This is a genomic window from Moraxella catarrhalis (assembly GCF_001656295.1).
In the GTDB taxonomy this organism is placed as follows: Bacteria; Pseudomonadota; Gammaproteobacteria; order Pseudomonadales; family Moraxellaceae; genus Moraxella; species Moraxella veridica.
In genome coordinates, this window is sequence record NZ_LXHE01000008.1 from 34,174 (window position 1) to 55,633 (window position 21,460).

Sequence of the window (21,460 nt, forward strand, 5' to 3'; positions counted from 1 at the left end):
TACTACCTTTTTGAGGATAATTTTTAAATGCCAACCAAAACAACGCTCCCAAAACGCTTAATAGAAATTCCAGAAATGCGACGAATTCAAAATATTCATTTTGTTGGTATTGGCGGCGCTGGTATGTGTGGTATTGCTGAGGTATTAGCCAACCAAGGCTATGCAGTGACTGGCTCAGACATTAAGGCAAACGCAGTCACTGAGCGCCTAGAAAACTTGGATGTGACGGTGTATATCGGTCACGATGCCAGTAATATCAAAATGGCAGATGTGGTAGTGGTCTCATCAGCCATTGATAAAAAAAATCCTGAGGTTCAAGCAGCCTTACAAGCCCGCTTACCTGTCGTTCGACGCGCAGACATGTTAGGCGAGCTCATGCGCTATCGTCATAGTATCGCTGTAGCAGGCGCGCATGGCAAGACCACTACAACCAGTATGCTGACCATGATGCTCACTGAAGCTGGCTTTGATCCAACCTATGTGATAGGCGGCAAATTGAATGCATCAGGAACGAACGCGTCTTTAGGTAAGAGTCGTTATCTGGTAGCAGAAGCTGATGAATCCGATGCATCTTTTTTATCATTGCGCCCGATGGCAGCGATTGTGACAAATATTGATGAAGATCACATGGATACCTATGAAGGCAGCTTTGATAAATTAAAGCAAGCTTATATACAGTTTTTACATAATATGCCTTTTTATGGTTTGGCGGTCGTTTGTGGCGATGACAAAGAGCTGTACGGCATGATTGATGAAATTGCCCGCCCTGTGCTGACTTTCGGCTTAAAAGGACATAATGATGTGCAGGCGATCGACTTGGTCGCTGATGGCACCAAGACACATTTTACGGTTTTAAGAAAAGATCACGAGCCCTTACGCCTGACACTTAATGTCCCTGGTGAGCATAATGTTTATAATGCTTTGGCGGCAATCACATTGGCAACTGATGAAGGTGTGGATGATGAAGCCATTGTGCAGGCTTTGTCAAAATTTGCCGGGGTAGGTCGTCGATTTGAACATCAAGCAACGGTACAGATTGATGATGGTGATGTGCTTTTGATTGATGATTATGGGCATCATCCGACAGAGGTAGCCGCAACGATCAAAGCCGCCCGTCAAAGCTATCCTGAGCGCCGTTTGGTGCTGATGTTTCAGCCACATCGCTATAGCCGAACGCGCGATTGTTTTGATGAGTTTGTGGAAGTGTTGTCGGGTGTTGATGAACTGTTATTATTGGATGTCTATGCTGCTGGCGAGGCGCCAATTGTTGGCGCTGATACCAAATCACTGGCGCGCAGTATTCGACTTCGCGGTGAAGTAGAGCCCACCTTGGTTGATAAAGGTAATTTGGCACCTGTTATGCAGCGGATCTTGCAGGCGGGAGATGTGCTCATCACCCAAGGTGCGGGCAATGTGGGACAAATTTGCTTGGATCTACGTGATAACCAGCTGTATTTGAATAATACAGTTTAAGACCCAAATTGATTGAATTATTAATAAAGAGAAAATACATGAGCACCCAAACTATTGATCAAAATCGCTTTGGCAAAGTTGCCGTGGTTTGTGGCGGAACAAGTACAGAGCGTGAAGTATCACTCAATAGTGGTAAAGCAGTACTACAAGCGCTCCTATCAAAAGGTATTGATGCGCATCATTTCGATCCTAAGCAGACTGATATCATGGCACTGCGCCAATATGATCGGGTATTTAATGTGCTGCATGGCACATTTGGCGAAGATGGCAGTCTTCAGGGCGTGCTTGACGGTTTTAATATTCCTTACACAGGTTGTGGTGTGCTTGCTTCTGCCATCGCCATGGATAAATTTCGCTGTCGTCTGATTTGGCAGGCGCTTGATTTGCCAAATGTTCCTTATGTGGTTTTGGATGATGAGACCGATTTTGATGCTGTGGAACAAAAGCTGGGATTGCCATTATTTGTCAAGCCTGCCGCAGAAGGGTCAAGCGTGGGCGTCATGATGATCGAACATCCAGGCGAGCTTGCCAAGGCGTATCCTGAGCTTAAGCAATATCACGGCGCCATTTTGGCGGAGAAGGCTTTGACTGGCGGCGAATATGCCTGTGCGCTGCTTGGCGGTGAGGCTTTGCCTAGCATTCGCATTATCCCTAAAGGCAAGTTTTATGATTATGAAGCCAAATACTTGCGTGATGATACCATCTATCAATGTCCATCAGATTTGACTGAGCAGCAAGAAAAGCAGATGCATCAAATTGCCAAAGATGCGTTTTCAGCCATTGGCGGCGAGGGTTGGGCGCGTGTGGATTTCTTAAAAGATACAGAAGGCAAGCTGTATTTGTTGGAGCTAAATACTGTCCCAGGCATGACCGATCATAGCCTTGTACCGATGGCAGCGCGTGCTCGCGGCATGGCATTTGATGAATTATGCCTACAAATTCTCAGCGAAACTTTGGCATAGCTGACCGTTCTGCCACATCTCATCAGAAATCCGATGCCATGGCTAAGCTGATTGACGAATTTGCTAGCCATGGTATTGTGTTGTCTGTCCAAAAAAAGCAAGTGAAACATATTAACTTTCGCATGACTCAAGCGGCACTGAAGGTCAGTGCGCCCAAGCATGTTTGCGATCAAATACTGACAGACGCCATTCGCGCTAAGATAGATTGGGCGATACGCTGCCATCGCGCATTGATGATGGAACAGGCGCCCTATGAGACACTTTGGGGCGAGTACTTGGATGTGGCAGAATGGCTAACAATTCATCATAAAGATTTGCCTACTCATACCTTCGAGCGCCTAAAACAATTATCCAAACAGGCGCTGATCACATGGATTTATCAAGATGAAATCCGCCGACGCATGCCCAGTTTGCTCGCCAAATGGCAGCCCAAAGTGGGCAAACAAGCCTCCGCCATCCGCCTAAGAAAGATGTCCAGTCGTTGGGGGAGCTGCAATACTATATCTGCAAAAATCACTTTAAACACCCATCTTGCGTCTTATCCTTTAGGATGTTTGGAGTATGTGCTTGTTCACGAGCTGTGTCATCTGCATCACGCCAATCACAGCGCCGATTTTTGGAGAAGTGTCGAAAATGCCATGTCAGATTATCAATATTGGCATGGCTTATTAAAAAAATCCAAACGATGAATTATGCTTCGTTTTCTGCCGTCGCAAGCGCTTGACCAAAAATTTCGCTCAGTAGGCGCACATCATTGACGCGCGCATAATTGAGGCGAGTAATGAAAGCCAATCGGCGATGAGGACCTGGCTCAGCCAAAGGGACGGCATGGACTGCTTTGGTGTCTTTGATCTGCTCTAGCGCCATCTTGGGTACCAAGGTTGTCCCCATGCCTGCCAAGCTCATTTGAATCAATGTGTTTAAACTGGCATCAGAAAAGCTTGACTGGATCTCGCTTTTACTCAGCGCACAGACAGACAGCACTTGATCGGTCAAGCAGTGACCTTCACCCAGCAGTAATAAATTGGTCTTGGATAAATCGTCGCTGTTAATTTTGCCACTGTGGATGTGTTCGTCATCTTCAGGTAAAATTGCAAAAAAATCTTCCGCCCAAAACTCAAACGCATGCAAGCCATCAAGCGGATAAGGCAGGGCAATGATCGCTGTATCAATATGACCATAGCGCACCTGATCGATGAGCCGCTCGGTCTGTTTTTCGACCACTGACAGCTCAAAATGTGGATGTAGCTGCTTAAGAGATGGCAGGACTTTTGGTAATAAATAAGGGGCGATCGTCGGAATGATGCCGATGGTCATCGGATAGGCAAGTGGGACTTGGTGACTGTGCGCGCGTGTCATTAAGTCATTGATCTCACTAGAAATTCTTTGGGCTCGCTCTAGTAATTCTTCGCCAATTGGGGTGATGAGTACTTGCTTGTTATTTCGCTCAAAAATCTGTGTATCAAGCTGTTTTTCTAGTTCGGCGATACCCAAACTTAAGGCTGATTGGGAAATGTTACATTCTTCAGCCGCGCGCTTAAAATGACGATGTTTGGCAACTGCAAGCGCAAATTCTAATTGGCGTAGTGTGATCATGTCAGTCCTTAAAAACGTAATTTTATCATCACTTAATGACAGTCCTATTGTACCTAAGTTTGATAAAATAAAACAATATCTTTGGAAGTTTTAACTGTAGAAAATGGATGATTTTGTTGTATTATAATTAAGACACTACAGCAACAGCAACGCAGACGCGATAGGATCGCAATTTTTGCTTGCAGTTATGGTGTATAATCCAATAAATCAACCAAAGAAAGGTGAATATTATGGCAGCAATTATTAACCAAACCATTCCAGAATTTTCAACCCAAGCATATGTTAATGGTGAGTTTAAAACCATCACGTCTGACGATGTGAAAGGCAATTGGGCAATTTTCATGTTTTATCCACATGACTTTACATTCGTTTGCCCAACTGAGCTTGAAGACATGGCAGCACATTACGATGAGCTAAAAGGCTTAGGTGTTGAAGTGTACGCTGTATCAACTGATACGCATTTTGTACATAAAGCATGGCATGACGCTTCACCTGCGATCAGCAAAGTACAATATCCAATGCTTGGTGATGGCACTGGTAAGATCACTCGCGGCTTCAATGTGATGATCGAAGAAGACAACGCAGCACTACGCGGTACTTTCTTGGTAGATCCAGATGGCGTGATCAAAGTTGCTGAAATCCATGACCTAGGTATTGGTCGCAGCGCCAAAGATATGGTTCGTAAAGTTAAAGCAGCTCAATATGTACGTGACAACGATGGTGAAGTTTGCCCAGCAGCTTGGGAAGCTGGTCAAGAGACACTGAAGCCAAGCCTAGACCTAGTTGGTAAAATCTAAGATCTGCTGGCATATTGAGTGACTCAATATTATCAGATAAATAATCCCCAAGGTAATGAGCTTTGGGGATTTTTATTCATTCGATTTTGCAATTTTAAAAATATATCAATAAAAAATCAGCCAATGAATGACTGATTTTTTGAGATTTAAGGCTTTAGGGTGATTGATTAACCACGCTCAGCTGATACTTTGTCTAAGTAGGCTTTTAGTTCGTCTTTTAGATGAAGTTTTTTGTGCTTCATTTCATCAATTTCGCCAACACGGCTGGCTGAAGCAACAGGATCTTTTTCAAGATTATCAATTTGCGTATCTAGATCATTGTGCTCATCAAACAGCTTCAAAAAGTGCTTATCACCTTCGGCTTTTAGTTTGGTCATAAGTTCACGATATTCTGGTAGCATGGTGTTCTCCTTGAGATGCGTGGACCGATTTTAGTATCAGTGCCAAGTTGTAATCTTAAGATTATATTATCAAGATTGACACTGATTATCAAGTTAAATACAGTGCATTTTGATGATTTAATGTTAGTAATGACAATGTTTGAAATTCCTAATTTTTTGAATGCGATTCAATGAGTTATAATAAGGATATGAGTTGTTCAAACAGTGATAATTTCATAACACGTTAGGGGGAAATATGTTAGATCAAGGTTTATTAGATGCCGTCAAATCATACAGCGCCAATATGACGCGCCCAATTCAGCTAGTGATCGGCGCGGGCGAACATGATAAGCGTGCCGAATTGGTCGATTTTTTGAGTAAAATTGCAGGCACAACTGACAAAATCCAATTTGACGCTTCGGCGGTGGACAGTGACTTATCACCAATGAGCTTTAAAATCACCACAGAAAATCGCGAAACAGGTATTGTGTTTAGCGGTATTCCAGGGGGACACGAATTTACTTCATTGATTTTGGCCATCTTGCAGGCAGGCGGGCATACATTGAAGCTGGATGAAGATATTCAGCAGCTGGTTAAGCGTATTCAAGAGCCGCTTAAATTCCAGACTTTTGTTTCATTGTCATGTCATAACTGTCCAGATGTGATTCAAGCGCTCAATCAGTTTGCGATTTTGAACGATCATATCGAAAATGAAATGATTGATGGTGGCGTGTTTCCTGAATTGGTAGCTGAGAAAAAAATCCAAGGCGTGCCAGCAGTCTTTTTAAACGGTAAGCCATTTGCTAATGGTAAAGTGGATACCGCCAAGATCATCGAAAAGCTGCAAGAGCAGTACCCAGATCTGTTGTCGGCAGGTGATGAGCCGCAGCTTGAGACCCAAGATGTCACTGTCATTGGCGGTGGACCAGCGGGTGCAGCGGCAGCGATTTATACCGCTCGTAAGGGCTTGCGTGTTGCGATCGTGGCGGATCGCATCGGTGGTCAGGTTAAAGATACGCAAGATATCGAAAACTTAATTTCTATTCCTTTGACCAATGGCAATACATTGGCTGCAAATTTGGCAACACACATCAAAGAGTACAATATTACCGTCAAAGAGCATGTCAGCGTAACTAAGTTGGAAGAAGTTGAAGGTGGTTATCAAGTCACCCTAAGCACTGGCGCAACTTGGACTTCTCGCACTTTGATTTTGGCGACGGGAGCCAAATGGCGTAAGCTTGGTGTTAAGGGTGAGGATGAAAATATTGGCAATGGTGTCGCCTATTGCCCACACTGCGACGGTCCATTTTTTAAAGGTAAAGATGTTGCGGTGATTGGCGGTGGTAACTCAGGTGTTGAGGCGGCGTTGGATTTGGCGGGGATTGTCAATCATGTGACTGTCTTGGAGTTTGGTGACTCATTGCGTGCCGATCAAGTGTTAATTGACAAAGCTGAAGCACGAGAGAATATCACAATCATAAAATCAGCAGCAACAACCGAGATCACCACCGATGGTAATAAAGTCAATGCTTTGGTTTATCAAGATCGTACCAGTGGCAATAGCCAAACATTACCATTGTCTGCTGTTTTTGTCCAAATTGGCTTGGTGCCAAATTCAGAGGTTGCCAAAGGCTTGGTAACAATGACGCCACAAGGTGAGATTGAAATTGATGCCAAATGTCGCACAAGTAAGGTTGGTATTTTTGCTTGTGGTGATGTGACAACAGTGCCATATAAGCAAATCAATATCGCAATGGGCGAAGGTTCTAAGGCGGGCTTATCAGCCTTTGAATATTTGATGATGAACGGTTAATAATGGTAATTACCCCAAATTACACGCTACAAAAATAGCGCGTAATTTTTATGTCACAGGCTTGGTCACTGCCGCCCGATGGTGTATGATGGTGGCATGATATCAGGAGGCGATCATGCAATATTTTTATTGGCTTTTGGCGTTTTTTGTGGGCGCAGGTGCAGCCATACAGGCAGCCATCAATTCACGATTGGCAGCTGGTCTAGGCGATCAGCCTGTCATTGCAGCATTTATCTCGTTTTTGATTGGGACGATATTTTTGGGCGTGATCATGATCAGCCAAAGCAATTTAACACTTGCTTGGGCTGGTCTGCCGGAGCAGCCTTGGTGGCGCTGGCTGGGCGGCTTGATTGGTGCAGCATTTGTTTTTTCTACCGTCCTGCTTGCACCTAAGATCGGCTTGGTCAATATGGTGTTCTTGATTATACTAGGTCAGCTGTCAGCGGGTATGGCGATTGATGCTTATGGGCTGATCCAAATGCCCACTCGCCCCTTATCTTGGCAAAAATATATCGGCATTTTGGTGATGCTTTTAGGTTTGCTGATTTTTATGTTTGGTGATAAATTAAGTAGTATGATGAAATAATTGGCGCGTATCAGCGAGTGTGATACAATATAAAAAATATGGGAGAAAATCATGAAGTTGACTTGGCAAGACACTTTAGATATCGCCATTGCATTGGCTGAAAAATATCCTGATGAGGATGTGCAATATATCCGTTTCACCGATTTGCACCGCTATGTGTGTGAGCTTGAAGACTTTGATGATGATCCCAACAAGTCTAATGAGCGAATTTTAGAAGCCATTCAGATGGCGTGGCTTGATGAGCTATAAAAATAAACCCAAGTACTTGCTTGGGTTTTTTATTACGCTTAATCAGTCATGAATCGCTTGCAGTGATGCCAGACGCTCGGCGTATCACCACGCCAATATGATCGCCAATCTCATGGCTGCTGTGATTGACAGCCATTGAGGTTTGCATCAGTAACGTCTGACCTTGGGCAGAGCGCAGGGTGTATAGCCAATAGCCGCCGCGAAAGTCTTTATCAATGACTGTGACAGCGATGGCGTTGGCGTCTTGGCTAGGCTTCACATCATGAGGGCGGATCAAGGCTTTGGTGGGGTGAGCGGACAGCGGAATAGGAATGAAGCCGATTGGGCTATCAAATCCATCATCTGTCATAGTTAGCACGTCAATAATCACACCTTCGCCGATAAAGCGCGCCACTGATTCATTGGCAGGGCGCTGATATAGAGCATTTGGTGTATCCCATTGCTGCACTTTGCCTTGGGTAATCAGCCCAACCACATCTGCCATCGCAAAGGCTTCAGCTTGATCATGTGTCACCAAGATGGCAGAGACATTTTGGGAGGTGAGCAGGCGGTGTACTTCTTTGGACAGACTGGTTCTTAGCTCAACATCTAGATTTGAAAATGGTTCATCAAGTAAAATCAAACTCGGACGCGGTGCAAGCGCACGCACCAGCGCCACACGCTGCTGCTGACCGCCAGACAATTCATGAGGGTAGTAGTTGGCATATTCGCTCATACCAATCAGCTCAAGCATTTCTTCCACGCGCTTAGACTTGGCGGTTTTATCCATTTTAGAAAGCCCAAAGGCGATATTATCTTTCACAGTCAGATGCGGAAATAGGGCATAGTCTTGAAATACCATGCCGATTTGTCGCTCATGCGCAGGGATATGAATTTGGCTGTCATACAGCGTTTGATCTTGAATGCGGATGCTGCCACTGTCAGGCGTCTCAAACCCTGCAATACAGCGTAGCAGCGTCGTTTTACCGCAGCCAGATGCGCCCAGCAGGCAAGCGATTTGTCCTGATTGTAGATCAAAGCTGATATCGGTCAAAATGGGTCTTTGATCAAAACTGATGGAGAGGTTTTTAATACTTAGCATGAGTGTCTCGATGATAGGAAAATAAAGGCTACTTTTGGTCCATCTTAGCAAATAATATGACAGGAATCAGTCCAGCCAAAATGATCGCCAGTGCTGGTAAAGAGGCTTTGTCATACAAGCCTTCACTGGTGAAAGAAAAAATCCGCACCGACAGCGTATCCCAATTAAAAGGACGCATCATCAATGTGATCGGCATCTCTTTCATGGTATCTACAAAGACCATCAGCATGGTCACGCCCAGCGCACTTTTGATCAGCGGCAAATAAACGCGCCGCACTGTGCCAAAAGGCGTCAACCCCAAAGAGGCAGCCGCTTCGATGTGCGTCGTGCGAATGCGTTTCATGCCTGCATCGACCGACTGTACGCCGAGCGCCAAAAAACGAATCAATAGCGCAATGAGCATGGCAAAGATCGTCCCCTTAAAGATCGCATCGGTATCTGAAAATGCAGATATGTTGGTAATGAGCCAATTATCAAGCCATGCAACAGGCACAAAGACACCAACAGCCAATACCGTACCTGGGATGGCATAGCCCAGTGTGGATATTTTGGTGGCAATCAAAGCATAGCGACTTTTATCCAAGCGAGCTGCAATGGCGATAAATAATGCAACCACAGCGACCGCCACAGCACTCATTAGGCTGATGCTGACAGAGTGCCAAATTTGCATCAGTAATTCACCAAGCACAATTTGTTGCCAACTTGACATCGCCCATGCGGTCAGCTGAATGATTGGAATGACAAAAGACAAACATAAAATCAGCCCACAGTACAAAGTGGCGAACCATTTTTTATGACCAGTTAAGACAATATTTCGGTGATGACTGGCACGACCTGTGGTCTCAAAACGGCGACGACCACGGCTTAGCTGTTCAAGCAGCAAAAAAACAAACACAAGACCAATTAATAAACTTGCCAACTGTTTGGCGGTATCAAGCGAATAAAACCCAAACCATGCTTGATAAATTGCCGTTGTAAAAGTGTCATAGCCAAAGACGCTGACCGCACCAAAGTCCGCCAATACTTCCATCAAGGCTAATATGCTGCCGCCAGCAATCCAAGGTCTTGCCATGGGCAATGCCAGCTTCAAAAATGACTGCACGGATGACAGCCCCAATGATGCCCCCGCTTCAAGAGCTCGGTTGCCCATGCTGCCAAAGGCATTTTTTGCCAACAAATAAACATAAGGATATAAAGTTAGGCTCATGACCACCGTTAAGCCAAAGCCATTTCTAATATCTGGCAGACCATTTTCAAAGCCCCACGCTTGTCTTAAATAAGTACTAATGGTACCTGTATAGTCAAAAATACCCAACTGCACAAAAGCAAGCACATAAGCGGGCATGGCAAGTGGCAACATCATCGCCCAACCAAAAAAGCGTTTCAACGGAAAATCGGTCATGGCAGTCAGCCAAGCGGTTGTTGTGCCAAGTACTGTTACCCCAATGCCCACCCCCAGTACCAGTAATGCGGTATTTTTAAGCAGCAGTGGCAACTCATAATCCAGCAAAAAGTGCCAAATTTCAGCATCAAAACTGTTAAGTGCAAAGACAATGACGGATAATGGCACCAAAACCAACAAGGCACACAGACCAAGCCACAAGCGCGATAAAATGGAAGATGAATTCATGAGCATTAAAGTTATGATAAATCAAAAGGTGGTATCATATTTTATCAAAAAATGATAGATAATGATAATTTTTCTTGTTTCTATTTAGAAATTATTATAGTATAATAGCATAAAATTTGACAGGTTTATTAACCAAACTGTCACATTGATGCACTTTTTTTTCTGTATAAATCACGGTGGTTTTAAGACAGATTAAGTAGCATGATTGGTGTTAATTTATTGTTTCATAACATTGCTTATAAAAGGATCTATGATGAAAAAACTGGTTATTACCGCATTGGCGATGGCAATTACCGCCCCAGCATTTGCTAATGAAATCGTTGTCTATTCAGCGCGCGCCGATGAACTACTAAAGCCGATCGCAGAAGCGTATCAAAAGAAAACTGGCACACAGGTGACCGTTGTGAGCGATAAAGCCGGTCCTTTGATGGAAAGGCTAAAAGCTGAGGGCAAAAATACCCAAGCTGATGTGCTTATCACAGTTGATGGTGGCAATCTTTGGCAGGCGACACAAGCTGGTGTCTTACGCCCCATCAACTCATCTGTATTAAAAAGCAACATTCCATCACATTTGCGTGACCCAAAAAATCACTGGTTTGGGTTATCAGTACGGGCTCGTACCATTTTTTATAACCCAAATAAGGTCAATCCAAGCGAACTTTCAACTTATGCCGATTTGGCAGACCCAAAATGGAAAGGCAGATTGTGCTTGCGTACCTCTAATAATGTGTACAACCAGTCTTTGGTAGCAACGATGATTGCAAACCATGGACAAGCTGCTACCGACAGAGTGGTCAAAGGCTGGGTAGCAAATTTGGCAACCGCACCATTTGCAAATGACACAGCATTATTAGAAGCCATTAACGCAGGTCGCTGTGATGTGGGCATTGCCAATACTTATTATTATGGACGCTTGCTAAATTCCAAACCTCAGGTTGCCAATAATGTTAAAGTATTTTTTGCCAACCAAGCAGGCAAAGGCACGCATGTCAATGTTTCAGGTGCAGGCGTGGTAAAACATTCAGACAATCCTGCCGAAGCCCAAAAATTCATCGAATGGCTATCTAGCAACGAAGCACAGCGTTTGTATGCTGACCGTAACTTTGAATATCCAGCCAATATACGGGTAGCGCCAACGCCCGCTGTAGCTCGCTGGGGCAAATTTAAACAAGATTTCATCAATGTCTCAGTAGCGGGTCAAAACCAACAAAAAGCCATCATGCTGATGAAGCGCGCCGGTTATAAATAATCTGTTCATGTTTAGATAATTAAGAAGCACTTTGGTCAAATCAAAGTGCTTTTTAATTGGGCGATAAATTTTTAGGTTATTTGATTAAACTGACTAAAATTTCTTCATAAATTTGTGTGAGCTTTTCTAGGTCATCAATATCAACGTGTTCATCCACTTGATGAATGGTGGCATTGAGTACGCCTAATTCAACCACCTGCGCGCCCATGATCGGTGCAATAAACCGACCATCTGAAGTACCGCCCGAAGTCGATAGCTTAGCGTCGGTGCCAGTGACAGTTTTGATGGCATTGACGCACGCCGAGACAAACTCTCCTTTTTCGGTCAAAAAAGGCACGCCTGAAAGTGTCCATTCGATCTCATAAGTTGCTTTGCTATCTTGAAAATGCCGATCAAAAATGGCATGAGTTTTTGCCATAAGGCTCTCGGCAGTATTTTCGGTGCAATATCGAAAATTAAACAGCACTTCACAAGTACCGCCGATGACATTGGTTGCGCCTGTGCCAGAGTGAATGTTGGAGATTTGCAGAGAGGTTTTGGGAAAATAGTCATTGCCGTCATCCCAATGCGTCACAATCAGCTCGCTAAGTGCAGCTGACACCGCGTGAATGGGATTGACCGCCAGATATGGATAGGCGATATGACCCTGCTTGCCTGTGACGGTCAGTTTGGCATTTAAAGAGCCACGCCGACCATTTTTGATGACATCGCCCAACGACTGCGTACTTGATGGCTCACCGACCAAACAAAAATCCATTTTTTGCCCACGCGCTTTTAAGGTTTCGGCGACTTTGATAGTACCATTGATGGCAGGACCTTCTTCATCAGCGGTGATGAGCAGGGCGATGCTGCCTAAATGATCAGAATAGCGATTGATAAAGTTTTCGGCAGCGACAACAAAACTTGCCACGCCCGTTTTCATATCCGATGCGCCGCGCCCATAAAGCCTACCTTCGTGAATGGTAGCAGAAAAAGGGGGGAATCTCCAGCGAGACTCATCTCCTGTGGGTACAACGTCGGTATGCCCCGCAAAACATAGCACTGGTGCTTTTGGATCTTTACCATGTTTGATTGCCCAAAGATTTTTGATTTGGGCATTTTTGCCAGTGTCATGCGCATCGCCAAAATGCATAAACTCACACTCAAAGCCAATCTCAGATAGGCGTTTAGCAAGGATATTTTGACAATTTTTATCATCAGGTGTGATGGAAGGTTCGCGAATTAAATCAATAGATAGCGCAAGTGTCGGAGTGTGCATGGATGTCTCCAAAATAATGAATTGATGAGTAATATTTTGTTAAATAATATGTTGTTAAAATTTTAATTTAAGAAAAAATCGGATTATTCTTCCACCCATTTTACGAGTGTATCATTTTCCATCACAAATGGCTGTGCCGTCGGCTGATTATAATGTGTAGCGTATTTGGTCAGTAGATAAGTATAAGCATCCTGTTTTGAGGTAAATTTAATGGCTTGATATGGGTCTTGGAAAGATAATTTTTCAATAAATAAATAGCCATCGTCAGCAGGAACAAGCACGCCGACATGACCGATAAACAGATACTCGCCATCTTGATCATCATGAAAAACTACCGATAGCATGGTTGCTTGATCGTCAAATTTAATGCCTTTAAAATGCGATTTCATGTGCTCGGCATGGATTTTGGCATCTTTGGTGGCTTGAGTTTTGACGCGTCCATATAAACGGTTGTATTTTGGCAAGTCTGTATCATCAATCAAGCCGCCCACTTCAATCGCATCATGATCAGGAAAAAGCATTTGCGCGTCTGATTTTGTGGGGTCTTCTGAGATATGGATGGTGTCTTTTAGTAAGGCAAAAGTATTAATTCGGCAATTTGTACCAATAAAGTCACCTTTGGCGTCCGCCCACAGAGTATCCATAGCTAGTGTATCATAATCAGGCTGTTTGGCACTAAATCCGTCTGTTAGGCTGACCTTTTGGATGGTTTGATTATAATCTTTGATCCAAGACATGACCAAATCTACCTGATCGTGCGATAAATGCTGACCAAGCACTGATCTCACCTGTGCTTCGCTGGCGTCATCGGCAATATTTGAGATAAGCATCTTGTCTTGGGTGGGTGTGCTGACTTTTGGGTTTTGGTCAGTCGGCTCACTAGGTTTGGCAGGCGGTTTGGTAGGCGCGCACGCGACCATGAGAGCGCAAATTGTCATCAGTACAAACGGTGTGTTTTTCATATATATTCTCAATGATAATTCATAAAATCTGATCGTCTTTTCTCATCCATGTGGCAATCGAAAAGCGGTAGCGATGAGTGATATTGACTTGATGTCTAAGGTTGCTGTCAAAGATTACCAAGCGGTTGGCTTTGGGCTGTAGTGTTTGCTGTTTGCCCATCTTGTCAATAACCAAAATCTCTCCGCCATCAGTGTCAGACCAGTCGTCATTTAAATAAAATACCGCTGAAATAACGCGCTCATCGCGACCTTTAGGATTGTCGACATGCCACTGATAGCCAAAACCTGCAGGATAGCAAGCATAATGCGCCTCGCTGCGGCGAATCCCTGCATATAACGCTTGATTAAAATATTCAGCCAGTGACATGATGCTGCCCAAATAATCCATGCCGATGGGACAGTCTTCATCAATCCAGCGGATATCATCGCCACGAATGCTTTGTCGTCTCTCGCCTTGGGCTAGCGTTGCTAATTTATATTCAATAAACCCACTTTCTTTTTGAAGCAATAAAACATCTTGGTGGTCAAATACCTCATCTAATACCAAAACGCCCATTTCCAAAAAAGTATCCAACCGATTATCGATCAGCCCTGACCAATCAACACGAAACCCTTTTTTTGACATGCTCAAAGCATCCACCATCATCACCTTTATGATTATTGCCGTATCAAAAGCCGCTGCCATACTCAGGATTGCTGACCAAGCCTTTATAAATAGGCATAGCGCAATATACCTATTTATGATACCATAAATAATTAACCATCTAATAATTTTCACTTATGAACTACAAACATGCCTATCATGCAGGTAACTTTGCTGATGTTGCCAAGCATATTTTACTTTTGCAGTTATTAAGCCAATTTAGCGCCAAAGCCAAGCCATTTTATGTGCTTGATGCCTATGGCGGTCGTGGCTTGTACTCATTGGCAAGCACCGAAATCCAAAAAACCCAAGAAGCGCAGCGAGGCGTTATCGCGCTTGAGCAAGCTGTTAGGGCAGGCTTGGACGGACTGCCAAAAGCTGTCAGCCGATATTTATCAGACTTAGCATTTGCCCGTCAAAAATATGATCAGCATGTTTACCCTGGCTCGCCTTGGTGGATCGCGCATCATGGCGAATATCACTCCGAGGATGCGCCGCTTCGCGCGGAAGCTTTTGAGGCGATCGCTGATGAATATGATGCGCTTAATTATCAGCTTTATCAGCTGCCGATCGGTATTCATCATCGAGATGCCTTTGAGGGCGTGCGTGCTGTTATACCGCCCAAAGAAAAGCGTGGCATCATTTTATTAGATCCGCCATTTGAACAAGAGCATAAAGACTTTAGCCGCTTGGTAGATTTATTGGTTAGCAGCCATAAAAAGTTTGCGACAGGGACTTTTGTTTTATGGTATCCCATTAAAAATATTGAGGCAGTTGACTTATTTTATAAAAAAATGAAACGCACTGGTATCAAAAAACAACTGGTCTGTGAGTTAAATTTATATCCTAATGATGTCGCTGTTGGACTAAATGGAACGGGTCTATTGGTCATCAATCCACCGTGGCAATTTGCCGATCATGCTCAAGAGATCATTGAATTTTTGGCGCCGATCTTAAAGCCTCAAGACGCCCCTCAAATGTCTCTTGGTGAGATGGCAGTGGTTAAGTGGTTGGTTGCAGAATGATTTTTATCACAAAATCAAGTAAAATCACAAAGTCAAGTTAAGATAGCTTTGGATGTCTAATAAATAAAAAAGGGCAATTATGTCAGAAATTCAAAAGCCTGAAACGCATACTGCATCAAATGAGCATGAGCATGATGGCATCACCTTTGAGGTGATTGAGCCTGAGCATTCAGGTGATAAACGCATTATGACTTCAGGAGTCTATTTGATTCCAAATTTAATTACCACTTTGTCATTATTTTCAGGATTTTATTCCATTATTTTAAGCACCAGTGCAGATTATCAGCGTGCAGGGCTTGCGATTTTTGTTTCTGCTTTCTTGGATGGTATGGACGGTCGAGCAGCGCGTATGTTTAACGCCCAAAGCCCCTTTGGCGAACAATACGACTCATTGGCAGATTGCATTGCATTTGGTTTAGCACCAGCAATTTTAATCTACAGTTTTGCTTTGGCACCATTGGGTCGATTTGGCATGGCGTGTGCATTTGTTTATGCAGCTTGTGCAGCATTTCGTTTAGCAAGATTTAATGTCCAAATCGATGTTGTGGATAAAAAATATTTTATTGGGCTGGCAAGCCCCTTGGCAGCTTTATTAATTGCGTGTTCTGTCTTAGTTGCAGCTAAATATGCCAGTCTTATGACAGCAATACCCACCGCATTAACTTGGTTTTTTGCTCTTTGGACAATTGTCTGTGGGATTTTGATGGTCAGCAATATAAAGTATTATTCTTTTAAAGAATTTGATAAACAAAAAGTTCCATTTGTTGTGCTGTTATTGGCTGTTTTGGTATTTGGTGTTGTGTTGTATGATATTCCAGTTGGCTTATTGGCGATAGGGATTGCTTATGTATTATCAGGTTTTGTGACCACATTAAATAAAAAATTTTAACAATACAAAAAATTTTCAAAATTTTTAAAAAAAGTGCTTGACGCCAATAAAATTTAGCGTATAATAGCCGTCGTTGATTGCAACGATGGTTTTTTAATTAATCGAATTATCATGCAAAACAAACAAAAAAACCGCTTGACTTTAAAACATTCCATGTTATAATGTTCAGCTCAAGTTAATCAGACGATGATTAACACACTATTTAAAATCCAAACTAAAGAACAACTTGTGTGGATTTTTGTCAATACAAGATACTTAAATAAATTATCATTCATTGATACTTATTACTTATCTTAATTACTTATCTTAAGTAAGGCAAAAATACTCAAAGTTAATTCATTTACACGATGAGCAGATATTTTAAAAATATCAATTATTGCTAGTAAGTACATAATGTACACGATGAATGAGCCAAAATTAAAGTCCAATAAAAAAGCTTGTCTTTTTCATTGGCAAATAAAAGATTAAACTGAAGAGTTTGATCATGGCTCAGATTGAACGCTGGCGGCAGGCTTAACACATGCAAGTCGAACGAAGTTAGGAAGCTTGCTTCTGATACTTAGTGGCGGACGGGTGAGTAATGCTTAGGAATCTGCCTAGTAGTGGGGGATAACTTGGGGAAACTCAAGCTAATACCGCATACGACCTACGGGTGAAAGGGGGCGCAAGCTCTCGCTATTAGATGAGCCTAAGTCGGATTAGCTAGTTGGTGGGGTAAAGGCCTACCAAGGCGACGATCTGTAGCTGGTCTGAGAGGATGATCAGCCACACTGGGACTGAGACACGGCCCAGACTCCTACGGGAGGCAGCAGTGGGGAATATTGGACAATGGGCGAAAGCCTGATCCAGCCATGCCGCGTGTGTGAAGAAGGCCTTTTGGTTGTAAAGCACTTTAAGTGGGGAGGAAAAGCTTATGGTTAATACCCATAAGCCCTGACGTTACCCACAGAATAAGCACCGGCTAACTCTGTGCCAGCAGCCGCGGTAATACAGAGGGTGCAAGCGTTAATCGGAATTACTGGGCGTAAAGCGCGCGTAGGTGGTCATTTAAGTCAGATGTGAAAGCCCCGGGCTTAACCTGGGAACTGCATCTGATACTGGATGACTAGAGTAGGTGAGAGGGGAGTAGAATTCCAGGTGTAGCGGTGAAATGCGTAGAGATCTGGAGGAATACCGATGGCGAAGGCAGCTCCCTGGCATCATACTGACACTGAGGTGCGAAAGCGTGGGTAGCAAACAGGATTAGATACCCTGGTAGTCCACGCCGTAAACGATGTCTACCAGTCGTTGGGTCTTTTAAAGACTTAGTGACGCAGTTAACGCAATAAGTAGACCGCCTGGGGAGTACGGCCGCAAGGTTAAAACTCAAATGAATTGACGGGGGCCCGCACAAGCGGTGGAGCATGTGGTTTAATTCGATGCAACGCGAAGAACCTTACCTGGTCTTGACATAGTGAGAATCTTGCAGAGATGCGAGAGTGCCTTTGGGAATTCACATACAGGTGCTGCATGGCTGTCGTCAGCTCGTGTCGTGAGATGTTGGGTTAAGTCCCGCAACGAGCGCAACCCTTTTCCTTAGTTACCAGCGACTCGGTCGGGAACTCTAAGGATACTGCCAGTGACAAACTGGAGGAAGGCGGGGACGACGTCAAGTCATCATGGCCCTTACGACCAGGGCTACACACGTGCTACAATGGTAGGTACAAAGGGTTGCTACACAGCGATGTGATGCCAATCTCAAAAAGCCTATCGTAGTCCGGATTGGAGTCTGCAACTCGACTCCATGAAGTCGGAATCGCTAGTAATCGCAGATCAGAATGCTGCGGTGAATACGTTCCCGGGCCTTGTACACACCGCCCGTCACACCATGGGAGTTGATCTCACCAGAAGTGGTTAGCCTAACGCAAGAGGGCGATCACCACGGTGGGGTCGATGACTGGGGTGAAGTCGTAACAAGGTAGCCGTAGGGGAACCTGCGGCTGGATCACCTCCTTAACGAAGTTATCTGATTGGCAAGAATTCACAACAAGTTGTTCTTTGGTAAGATGTTTAAAACGGGTCTATAGCTCAGTTGGTTAGAGCACCGTGTTGATAACGCGGGGGTCATAAGTTCAAGTCTTATTAGACCCACCATTTTGGGGCCATAGCTCAGTTGGTAGAGCGCCTGCCTTGCACGCAGGAGGTCAGGAGTTCGACTCTCCTTGGCTCCACCAATAAACATCAAAGCATACATAAGCAATTTAAATAAGATTTCTTATTTATGCTTTCATTTTATAAACTGACGAAGTTTATAACATTATTTAACAACATAGTATGAGTCTGGGTTAATTATTATCCAACGTAATAATTAACCATGGTGATTGTACCCAATACAATCACCTAAAGTAAAGAGAACTGAATCAAGCGTAAACATAGGTGAATCGTTACACATTACCCATAAGACCCCTTGGGGTTGTATGGTCAAGTAATGAAGTGCACATGGTGGATGCCTTGGCAGTCAGAGGCGATGAAAGACGTGATAGCCTGCGATAAGCGTCGGTGAGGTGGCAATATCCTGTGACCCGGCGATTTCTGAATGGGGAAACCCAACCAACACAAGTTGGTTATTACACAGTTTACTGTGTAAGGCAAACCGGGAGAAGTGAAACATCTCAGTACCCCGAGGAAAAGACATCAAATGAGATTCCGTAAGTAGCGGCGAGCGAACACGGAGGAGCCGATCAATTTTACAGTAGCAAAATGGCGTGGGAAAGCCAACCATAGTAGGTGATAGTCCTGTATGCGAAACTGTTTAAGCGACATATTAAGTAGGGCGGAACACGAGAAATTCTGTCTGAAGATGGGGGGACCATCCTCCAAGGCTAAATACTCCTGACTGACCGATAGTGAACCAGTACCGTGAGGGAAAGGCGAAAAGAACCCCTGTTAGGGGAGTGAAATAGAACCTGAAACCGTGTGCATACAAGCAGTCGGAGCGGACTTGTTCCGTGACGGCGTACCTTTTGTATAATGGGTCAGCGACTTATATTCTGTAGCAAGGTTAACCGAATAGGGGAGCCGTAGGGAAACCGAGTCTTAATAGGGCGAATGAGTTGCAGGGTATAGACCCGAAACCGAGTGATCTATCCATGAGCAGGTTGAAAGTGCCGTAACAGGCACCGGAGGACCGAACCCACTGTCGTTGAAAAGCCAGGGGATGACTTGTGGATAGGGGTGAAAGGCTAATCAAACTCGGTGATAGCTGGTTCTCCCCGAAAGCTATTTAGGTAGCGCCTCGGACGAACACCATTGGGGGTAGAGCACTGTTTCGGCTAGGGGGTCACACCGACTTACCAAACCGATGCAAACTCCGAATACCGATGAGTGATATCCGGGAGACAGACGGCGGGTGCTAACGTCCGTCGTCAAGAGGGAAACAACCCAGACCGCCAGCTAAGGCCCCAAATTCCTAGTTAAGTGGGAAACGATGTGGGAAGGCACAGACAGCTAGGAGGTTGGCTTAGAAGCAGCCACCCTTTAAAGAAAGCGTAATAGCTCACTAGTCGAGTCGGCCTGCGCGGAAGATGTAACGGGGCTCAAACTAGGAGCCGAAGCTGCGGATTTAATTGTTTCAATTAAGTGGTAGGGGAGCGTTGTGTAAGCCTGTGAAGGTGCACTGTAAGGTGTGCTGGAGGTATCACAAGAGCGAATGCTGACGTGAGTAACGACAAAACGGGTGAAAAGCCCGTTCGCCGGAAGACCAAGGGTTCCAGTCCAACGTTAATCGGGGCTGGGTGAGTCGACCCCTAAGGCGAGGCCGAAAGGCGTAGTCGATGGGAAATCGGTTAATATTCCGATACTTGTTTATGATGCGATGGAGGGACGGAGAAGGTTATGCCAGCCTGGCGATGGTTGTCCAGGTGGAAGGATGTAGTTAGACTGAGTAGGCAAATCCGCTCGGTTATTAATGAGATCTGATAGCAAGCTGATTTATCAGCGAAGTGGCAAATACCATGCTTCCAGGAAAAGCTTCTAAGCATAGTCATAAATGAATCGTACCCGAAACCGACACAGGTGGTCAGGTAGAGAATACCAAGGCGCTTGAGAGAACTCTGCTGAAGGAACTAGGCAAAATGGTACCGTAACTTCGGGAGAAGGTACGCTGCCGATGGTGATAAGACTTGCTCTTTGAGCTGTTGGCAGTCGCAGATACCAGGCTGCTGCAACTGTTTATTAAAAACACAGCACTCTGCAAACACGAAAGTGGACGTATAGGGTGTGATGCCTGCCCGGTGCTGGAAGGTTAATTGATGGGGTTAGCGTATGCGAAGCTCTTGATCGAAGCCCCAGTAAACGGCGGCCGTAACTATAACGGTCCTAAGGTAGCGAAATTCCTTGTCGGGTAAGTTCCGACCTGCACGAATGGCATAATGATGGCAGCGCTGTCTCCAGCAGAGACTCAGTGAAATCGAAATCGCAGTGAAGATGCTGTGTACCCGCGGCTAGACGGAAAGACCCCGTGAACCTTTACTACAGCTTTACATTGAACTTTGACCTAACTTGTGTAGGATAGGTGGGAGGCTTTGAAGCAGATACGCCAGTATTTGTGGAGCCAACCTTGAAATACCACCCTGGTTATGTTGGGGTTCTAACTTGAGATTAACAGATCTAAGGACAATGTATGGTGGGTAGTTTGACTGGGGCGGTCTCCTCCTAAAGAGTAACGGAGGAGTACGAAGGTGCGCTCAGAACGGTCGGAAATCGTTCAAAGAGTATAAAGGCAAAAGCGCGCTTAACTGCGAGACCCACAAGTCGAGCAGGTACGAAAGTAGGTCTTAGTGATCCGGTGGTTCTGTATGGAAGGGCCATCGCTCAACGGATAAAAGGT

General features: G+C 44.5%; 17 protein-coding genes, 2 tRNA genes and 2 rRNA genes. 14 read left to right on the forward strand and 7 right to left on the reverse strand.

The window, feature by feature from the left end:
* The first annotated feature begins 27 nt into the window (after positions 1 to 27).
* Genes murC through AO382_RS04410 form a run of 3 tightly spaced genes read left to right on the forward strand, consistent with a single transcriptional unit; the run spans position 28 to position 3,124 of the window.
* Positions 28 to 1,473 (forward strand): UDP-N-acetylmuramate--L-alanine ligase, encoded by a 1,446-nt coding sequence (gene murC, locus AO382_RS04400; protein WP_064618525.1) that lies wholly within the window; start codon positions 28 to 30, stop codon positions 1,471 to 1,473.
* 38 nt (positions 1,474 to 1,511) lie between these two features.
* Positions 1,512 to 2,435, forward strand: coding sequence for a D-alanine--D-alanine ligase (locus AO382_RS04405; protein ID WP_064609992.1), 924 nt, complete (start codon positions 1,512 to 1,514; stop codon positions 2,433 to 2,435).
* Complete coding sequence (locus AO382_RS04410) at positions 2,402 to 3,124, forward strand: M48 family metallopeptidase (RefSeq protein WP_227513625.1); 723 nt, start codon at positions 2,402 to 2,404, stop codon at positions 3,122 to 3,124. The genes AO382_RS04405 and AO382_RS04410 overlap by 34 nt, the downstream gene beginning before the upstream one ends.
* 1 nt (position 3,125) lies before the next feature.
* Here AO382_RS04410 and AO382_RS04415 read toward each other — a convergent pair whose 3' ends face one another.
* Positions 3,126 to 4,031: a hydrogen peroxide-inducible genes activator gene (locus AO382_RS04415; RefSeq protein WP_064618527.1), complete on the reverse strand. Its 906-nt coding sequence runs from the start codon at positions 4,029 to 4,031 to the stop codon at positions 3,126 to 3,128.
* A gap of 230 nt (positions 4,032 to 4,261) precedes the next feature.
* Between AO382_RS04415 and ahpC the strand changes: the two genes are divergently transcribed.
* Positions 4,262 to 4,828: an alkyl hydroperoxide reductase subunit C gene (ahpC, locus tag AO382_RS04420; protein ID WP_049237867.1), complete on the forward strand. Its 567-nt coding sequence runs from the start codon at positions 4,262 to 4,264 to the stop codon at positions 4,826 to 4,828.
* 167 nt (positions 4,829 to 4,995) lie between these two features.
* On the opposite strand, the gene AO382_RS04425 is transcribed toward ahpC, so the two are convergent.
* Positions 4,996 to 5,229: a YdcH family protein gene (locus AO382_RS04425; RefSeq protein ID WP_049237869.1), complete on the reverse strand. Its 234-nt coding sequence runs from the start codon at positions 5,227 to 5,229 to the stop codon at positions 4,996 to 4,998.
* 235 nt (positions 5,230 to 5,464) lie between these two features.
* On the opposite strand from AO382_RS04425, the gene ahpF reads away from it, so the two are divergent.
* From ahpF to iscX, 3 genes are all read left to right on the forward strand, one after another.
* Positions 5,465 to 7,021, forward strand: a complete 1,557-nt coding sequence (gene ahpF / locus AO382_RS04430; protein ID WP_064618529.1) for an alkyl hydroperoxide reductase subunit F — start codon at positions 5,465 to 5,467, stop codon at positions 7,019 to 7,021.
* A 115-nt stretch (positions 7,022 to 7,136) separates the two neighbouring features.
* Positions 7,137 to 7,607 (forward strand): DMT family transporter, encoded by a 471-nt coding sequence (locus AO382_RS04435; RefSeq protein ID WP_064609986.1) that lies wholly within the window; start codon positions 7,137 to 7,139, stop codon positions 7,605 to 7,607.
* Positions 7,608 to 7,658: 51 nt separating this feature from the next.
* Complete coding sequence (gene iscX, locus AO382_RS04440; protein ID WP_049237875.1) at positions 7,659 to 7,856, forward strand: Fe-S cluster assembly protein IscX; 198 nt, start codon at positions 7,659 to 7,661, stop codon at positions 7,854 to 7,856.
* Positions 7,857 to 7,902: 46 nt separating this feature from the next.
* Here the strand turns inward: iscX and AO382_RS04445 are convergent, their stop codons facing one another.
* A complete protein-coding gene (locus AO382_RS04445) occupies positions 7,903 to 8,937 on the reverse strand; it encodes an ABC transporter ATP-binding protein (protein ID WP_064618531.1) in 1,035 nt (344 codons plus the stop codon).
* A 28-nt stretch (positions 8,938 to 8,965) separates the two neighbouring features.
* Positions 8,966 to 10,573 (reverse strand): ABC transporter permease, encoded by a 1,608-nt coding sequence (locus AO382_RS04450; protein ID WP_064618533.1) that lies wholly within the window; start codon positions 10,571 to 10,573, stop codon positions 8,966 to 8,968.
* 247 nt (positions 10,574 to 10,820) lie between these two features.
* Between AO382_RS04450 and AO382_RS04455 the strand changes: the two genes are divergently transcribed.
* Entirely contained in the window at positions 10,821 to 11,816 is a 996-nt protein-coding gene (locus AO382_RS04455; protein ID WP_081261364.1) for a Fe(3+) ABC transporter substrate-binding protein, read from the forward strand.
* A 76-nt stretch (positions 11,817 to 11,892) separates the two neighbouring features.
* Here AO382_RS04455 and dapE read toward each other — a convergent pair whose 3' ends face one another.
* The 3 genes from dapE to AO382_RS04470 all read right to left on the reverse strand — a co-directional run bounded on the left by dapE (position 11,893) and on the right by AO382_RS04470 (position 14,661).
* Positions 11,893 to 13,074 carry a succinyl-diaminopimelate desuccinylase gene (gene dapE / locus AO382_RS04460; RefSeq protein WP_064618535.1) on the reverse strand — a complete coding sequence of 394 codons (1,182 nt, stop codon included), beginning with the start codon at positions 13,072 to 13,074 and terminating at the stop codon, positions 11,893 to 11,895.
* Between the two features lie 83 nt (positions 13,075 to 13,157).
* Complete coding sequence (locus tag AO382_RS04465; RefSeq protein WP_064618537.1) at positions 13,158 to 14,036, reverse strand: DUF4300 family protein; 879 nt, start codon at positions 14,034 to 14,036, stop codon at positions 13,158 to 13,160.
* A gap of 19 nt (positions 14,037 to 14,055) precedes the next feature.
* Positions 14,056 to 14,661 carry a 2OG-Fe(II) oxygenase gene (locus AO382_RS04470; RefSeq protein ID WP_064618547.1) on the reverse strand — a complete coding sequence of 202 codons (606 nt, stop codon included), beginning with the start codon at positions 14,659 to 14,661 and terminating at the stop codon, positions 14,056 to 14,058.
* Between the two features lie 155 nt (positions 14,662 to 14,816).
* Here AO382_RS04470 and AO382_RS04475 point away from each other — a divergent pair, with 155 nt between their 5' ends.
* The 6 genes from AO382_RS04475 to AO382_RS04500 form a co-directional block, all read left to right on the forward strand.
* A complete protein-coding gene (locus AO382_RS04475) occupies positions 14,817 to 15,704 on the forward strand; it encodes a 23S rRNA (adenine(2030)-N(6))-methyltransferase RlmJ (protein ID WP_064618539.1) in 888 nt (295 codons plus the stop codon).
* Between the two features lie 79 nt (positions 15,705 to 15,783).
* Positions 15,784 to 16,593: a CDP-diacylglycerol--serine O-phosphatidyltransferase gene (gene pssA / locus AO382_RS04480; protein WP_064618541.1), complete on the forward strand. Its 810-nt coding sequence runs from the start codon at positions 15,784 to 15,786 to the stop codon at positions 16,591 to 16,593.
* A gap of 466 nt (positions 16,594 to 17,059) precedes the next feature.
* Positions 17,060 to 18,588, forward strand: a 16S ribosomal RNA gene (locus tag AO382_RS04485).
* Between the two features lie 61 nt (positions 18,589 to 18,649).
* A tRNA-Ile gene (locus AO382_RS04490) sits at positions 18,650 to 18,726 on the forward strand.
* Positions 18,727 to 18,730: 4 nt separating this feature from the next.
* Positions 18,731 to 18,806, forward strand: a tRNA-Ala gene (locus AO382_RS04495).
* A 245-nt stretch (positions 18,807 to 19,051) separates the two neighbouring features.
* A 23S ribosomal RNA gene (locus AO382_RS04500) occupies positions 19,052 to 21,460 on the forward strand; the annotation flags it as partial.

Bases quoted from the DNA above. Each gene is read 5' to 3' on its own strand.
- AO382_RS04465 (WP_064618537.1), bottom strand. From the start codon at position 14,036: ATGAAAAACACACCGTTTGTACTGATGACAATTTGCGCTCTCATGGTC.
- murC (WP_064618525.1), top strand. From the start codon at position 28: ATGCCAACCAAAACAACGCTCCCAAAACGCTTAATAGAAATTCCAGAA.
- AO382_RS04455 (WP_081261364.1), top strand. From the start codon at position 10,821: ATGAAAAAACTGGTTATTACCGCATTGGCGATGGCAATTACCGCCCCA.
- AO382_RS04435 (WP_064609986.1), top strand. From the start codon at position 7,137: ATGCAATATTTTTATTGGCTTTTGGCGTTTTTTGTGGGCGCAGGTGCA.
- AO382_RS04450 (WP_064618533.1), bottom strand. From the start codon at position 10,573: ATGCTCATGAATTCATCTTCCATTTTATCGCGCTTGTGGCTTGGTCTG.
- AO382_RS04425 (WP_049237869.1), bottom strand. From the start codon at position 5,229: ATGCTACCAGAATATCGTGAACTTATGACCAAACTAAAAGCCGAAGGT.
- AO382_RS04415 (WP_064618527.1), bottom strand. From the start codon at position 4,031: ATGATCACACTACGCCAATTAGAATTTGCGCTTGCAGTTGCCAAACAT.
- dapE (WP_064618535.1), bottom strand. From the start codon at position 13,074: ATGCACACTCCGACACTTGCGCTATCTATTGATTTAATTCGCGAACCT.
- AO382_RS04475 (WP_064618539.1), top strand. From the start codon at position 14,817: ATGAACTACAAACATGCCTATCATGCAGGTAACTTTGCTGATGTTGCC.
- ahpF (WP_064618529.1), top strand. From the start codon at position 5,465: ATGTTAGATCAAGGTTTATTAGATGCCGTCAAATCATACAGCGCCAAT.
- AO382_RS04470 (WP_064618547.1), bottom strand. From the start codon at position 14,661: ATGTCAAAAAAAGGGTTTCGTGTTGATTGGTCAGGGCTGATCGATAAT.
- AO382_RS04405 (WP_064609992.1), top strand. From the start codon at position 1,512: ATGAGCACCCAAACTATTGATCAAAATCGCTTTGGCAAAGTTGCCGTG.
- AO382_RS04410 (WP_227513625.1), top strand. From the start codon at position 2,402: ATGCCTACAAATTCTCAGCGAAACTTTGGCATAGCTGACCGTTCTGCC.
- ahpC (WP_049237867.1), top strand. From the start codon at position 4,262: ATGGCAGCAATTATTAACCAAACCATTCCAGAATTTTCAACCCAAGCA.
- iscX (WP_049237875.1), top strand. From the start codon at position 7,659: ATGAAGTTGACTTGGCAAGACACTTTAGATATCGCCATTGCATTGGCT.
- pssA (WP_064618541.1), top strand. From the start codon at position 15,784: ATGTCAGAAATTCAAAAGCCTGAAACGCATACTGCATCAAATGAGCAT.
- AO382_RS04445 (WP_064618531.1), bottom strand. From the start codon at position 8,937: ATGCTAAGTATTAAAAACCTCTCCATCAGTTTTGATCAAAGACCCATT.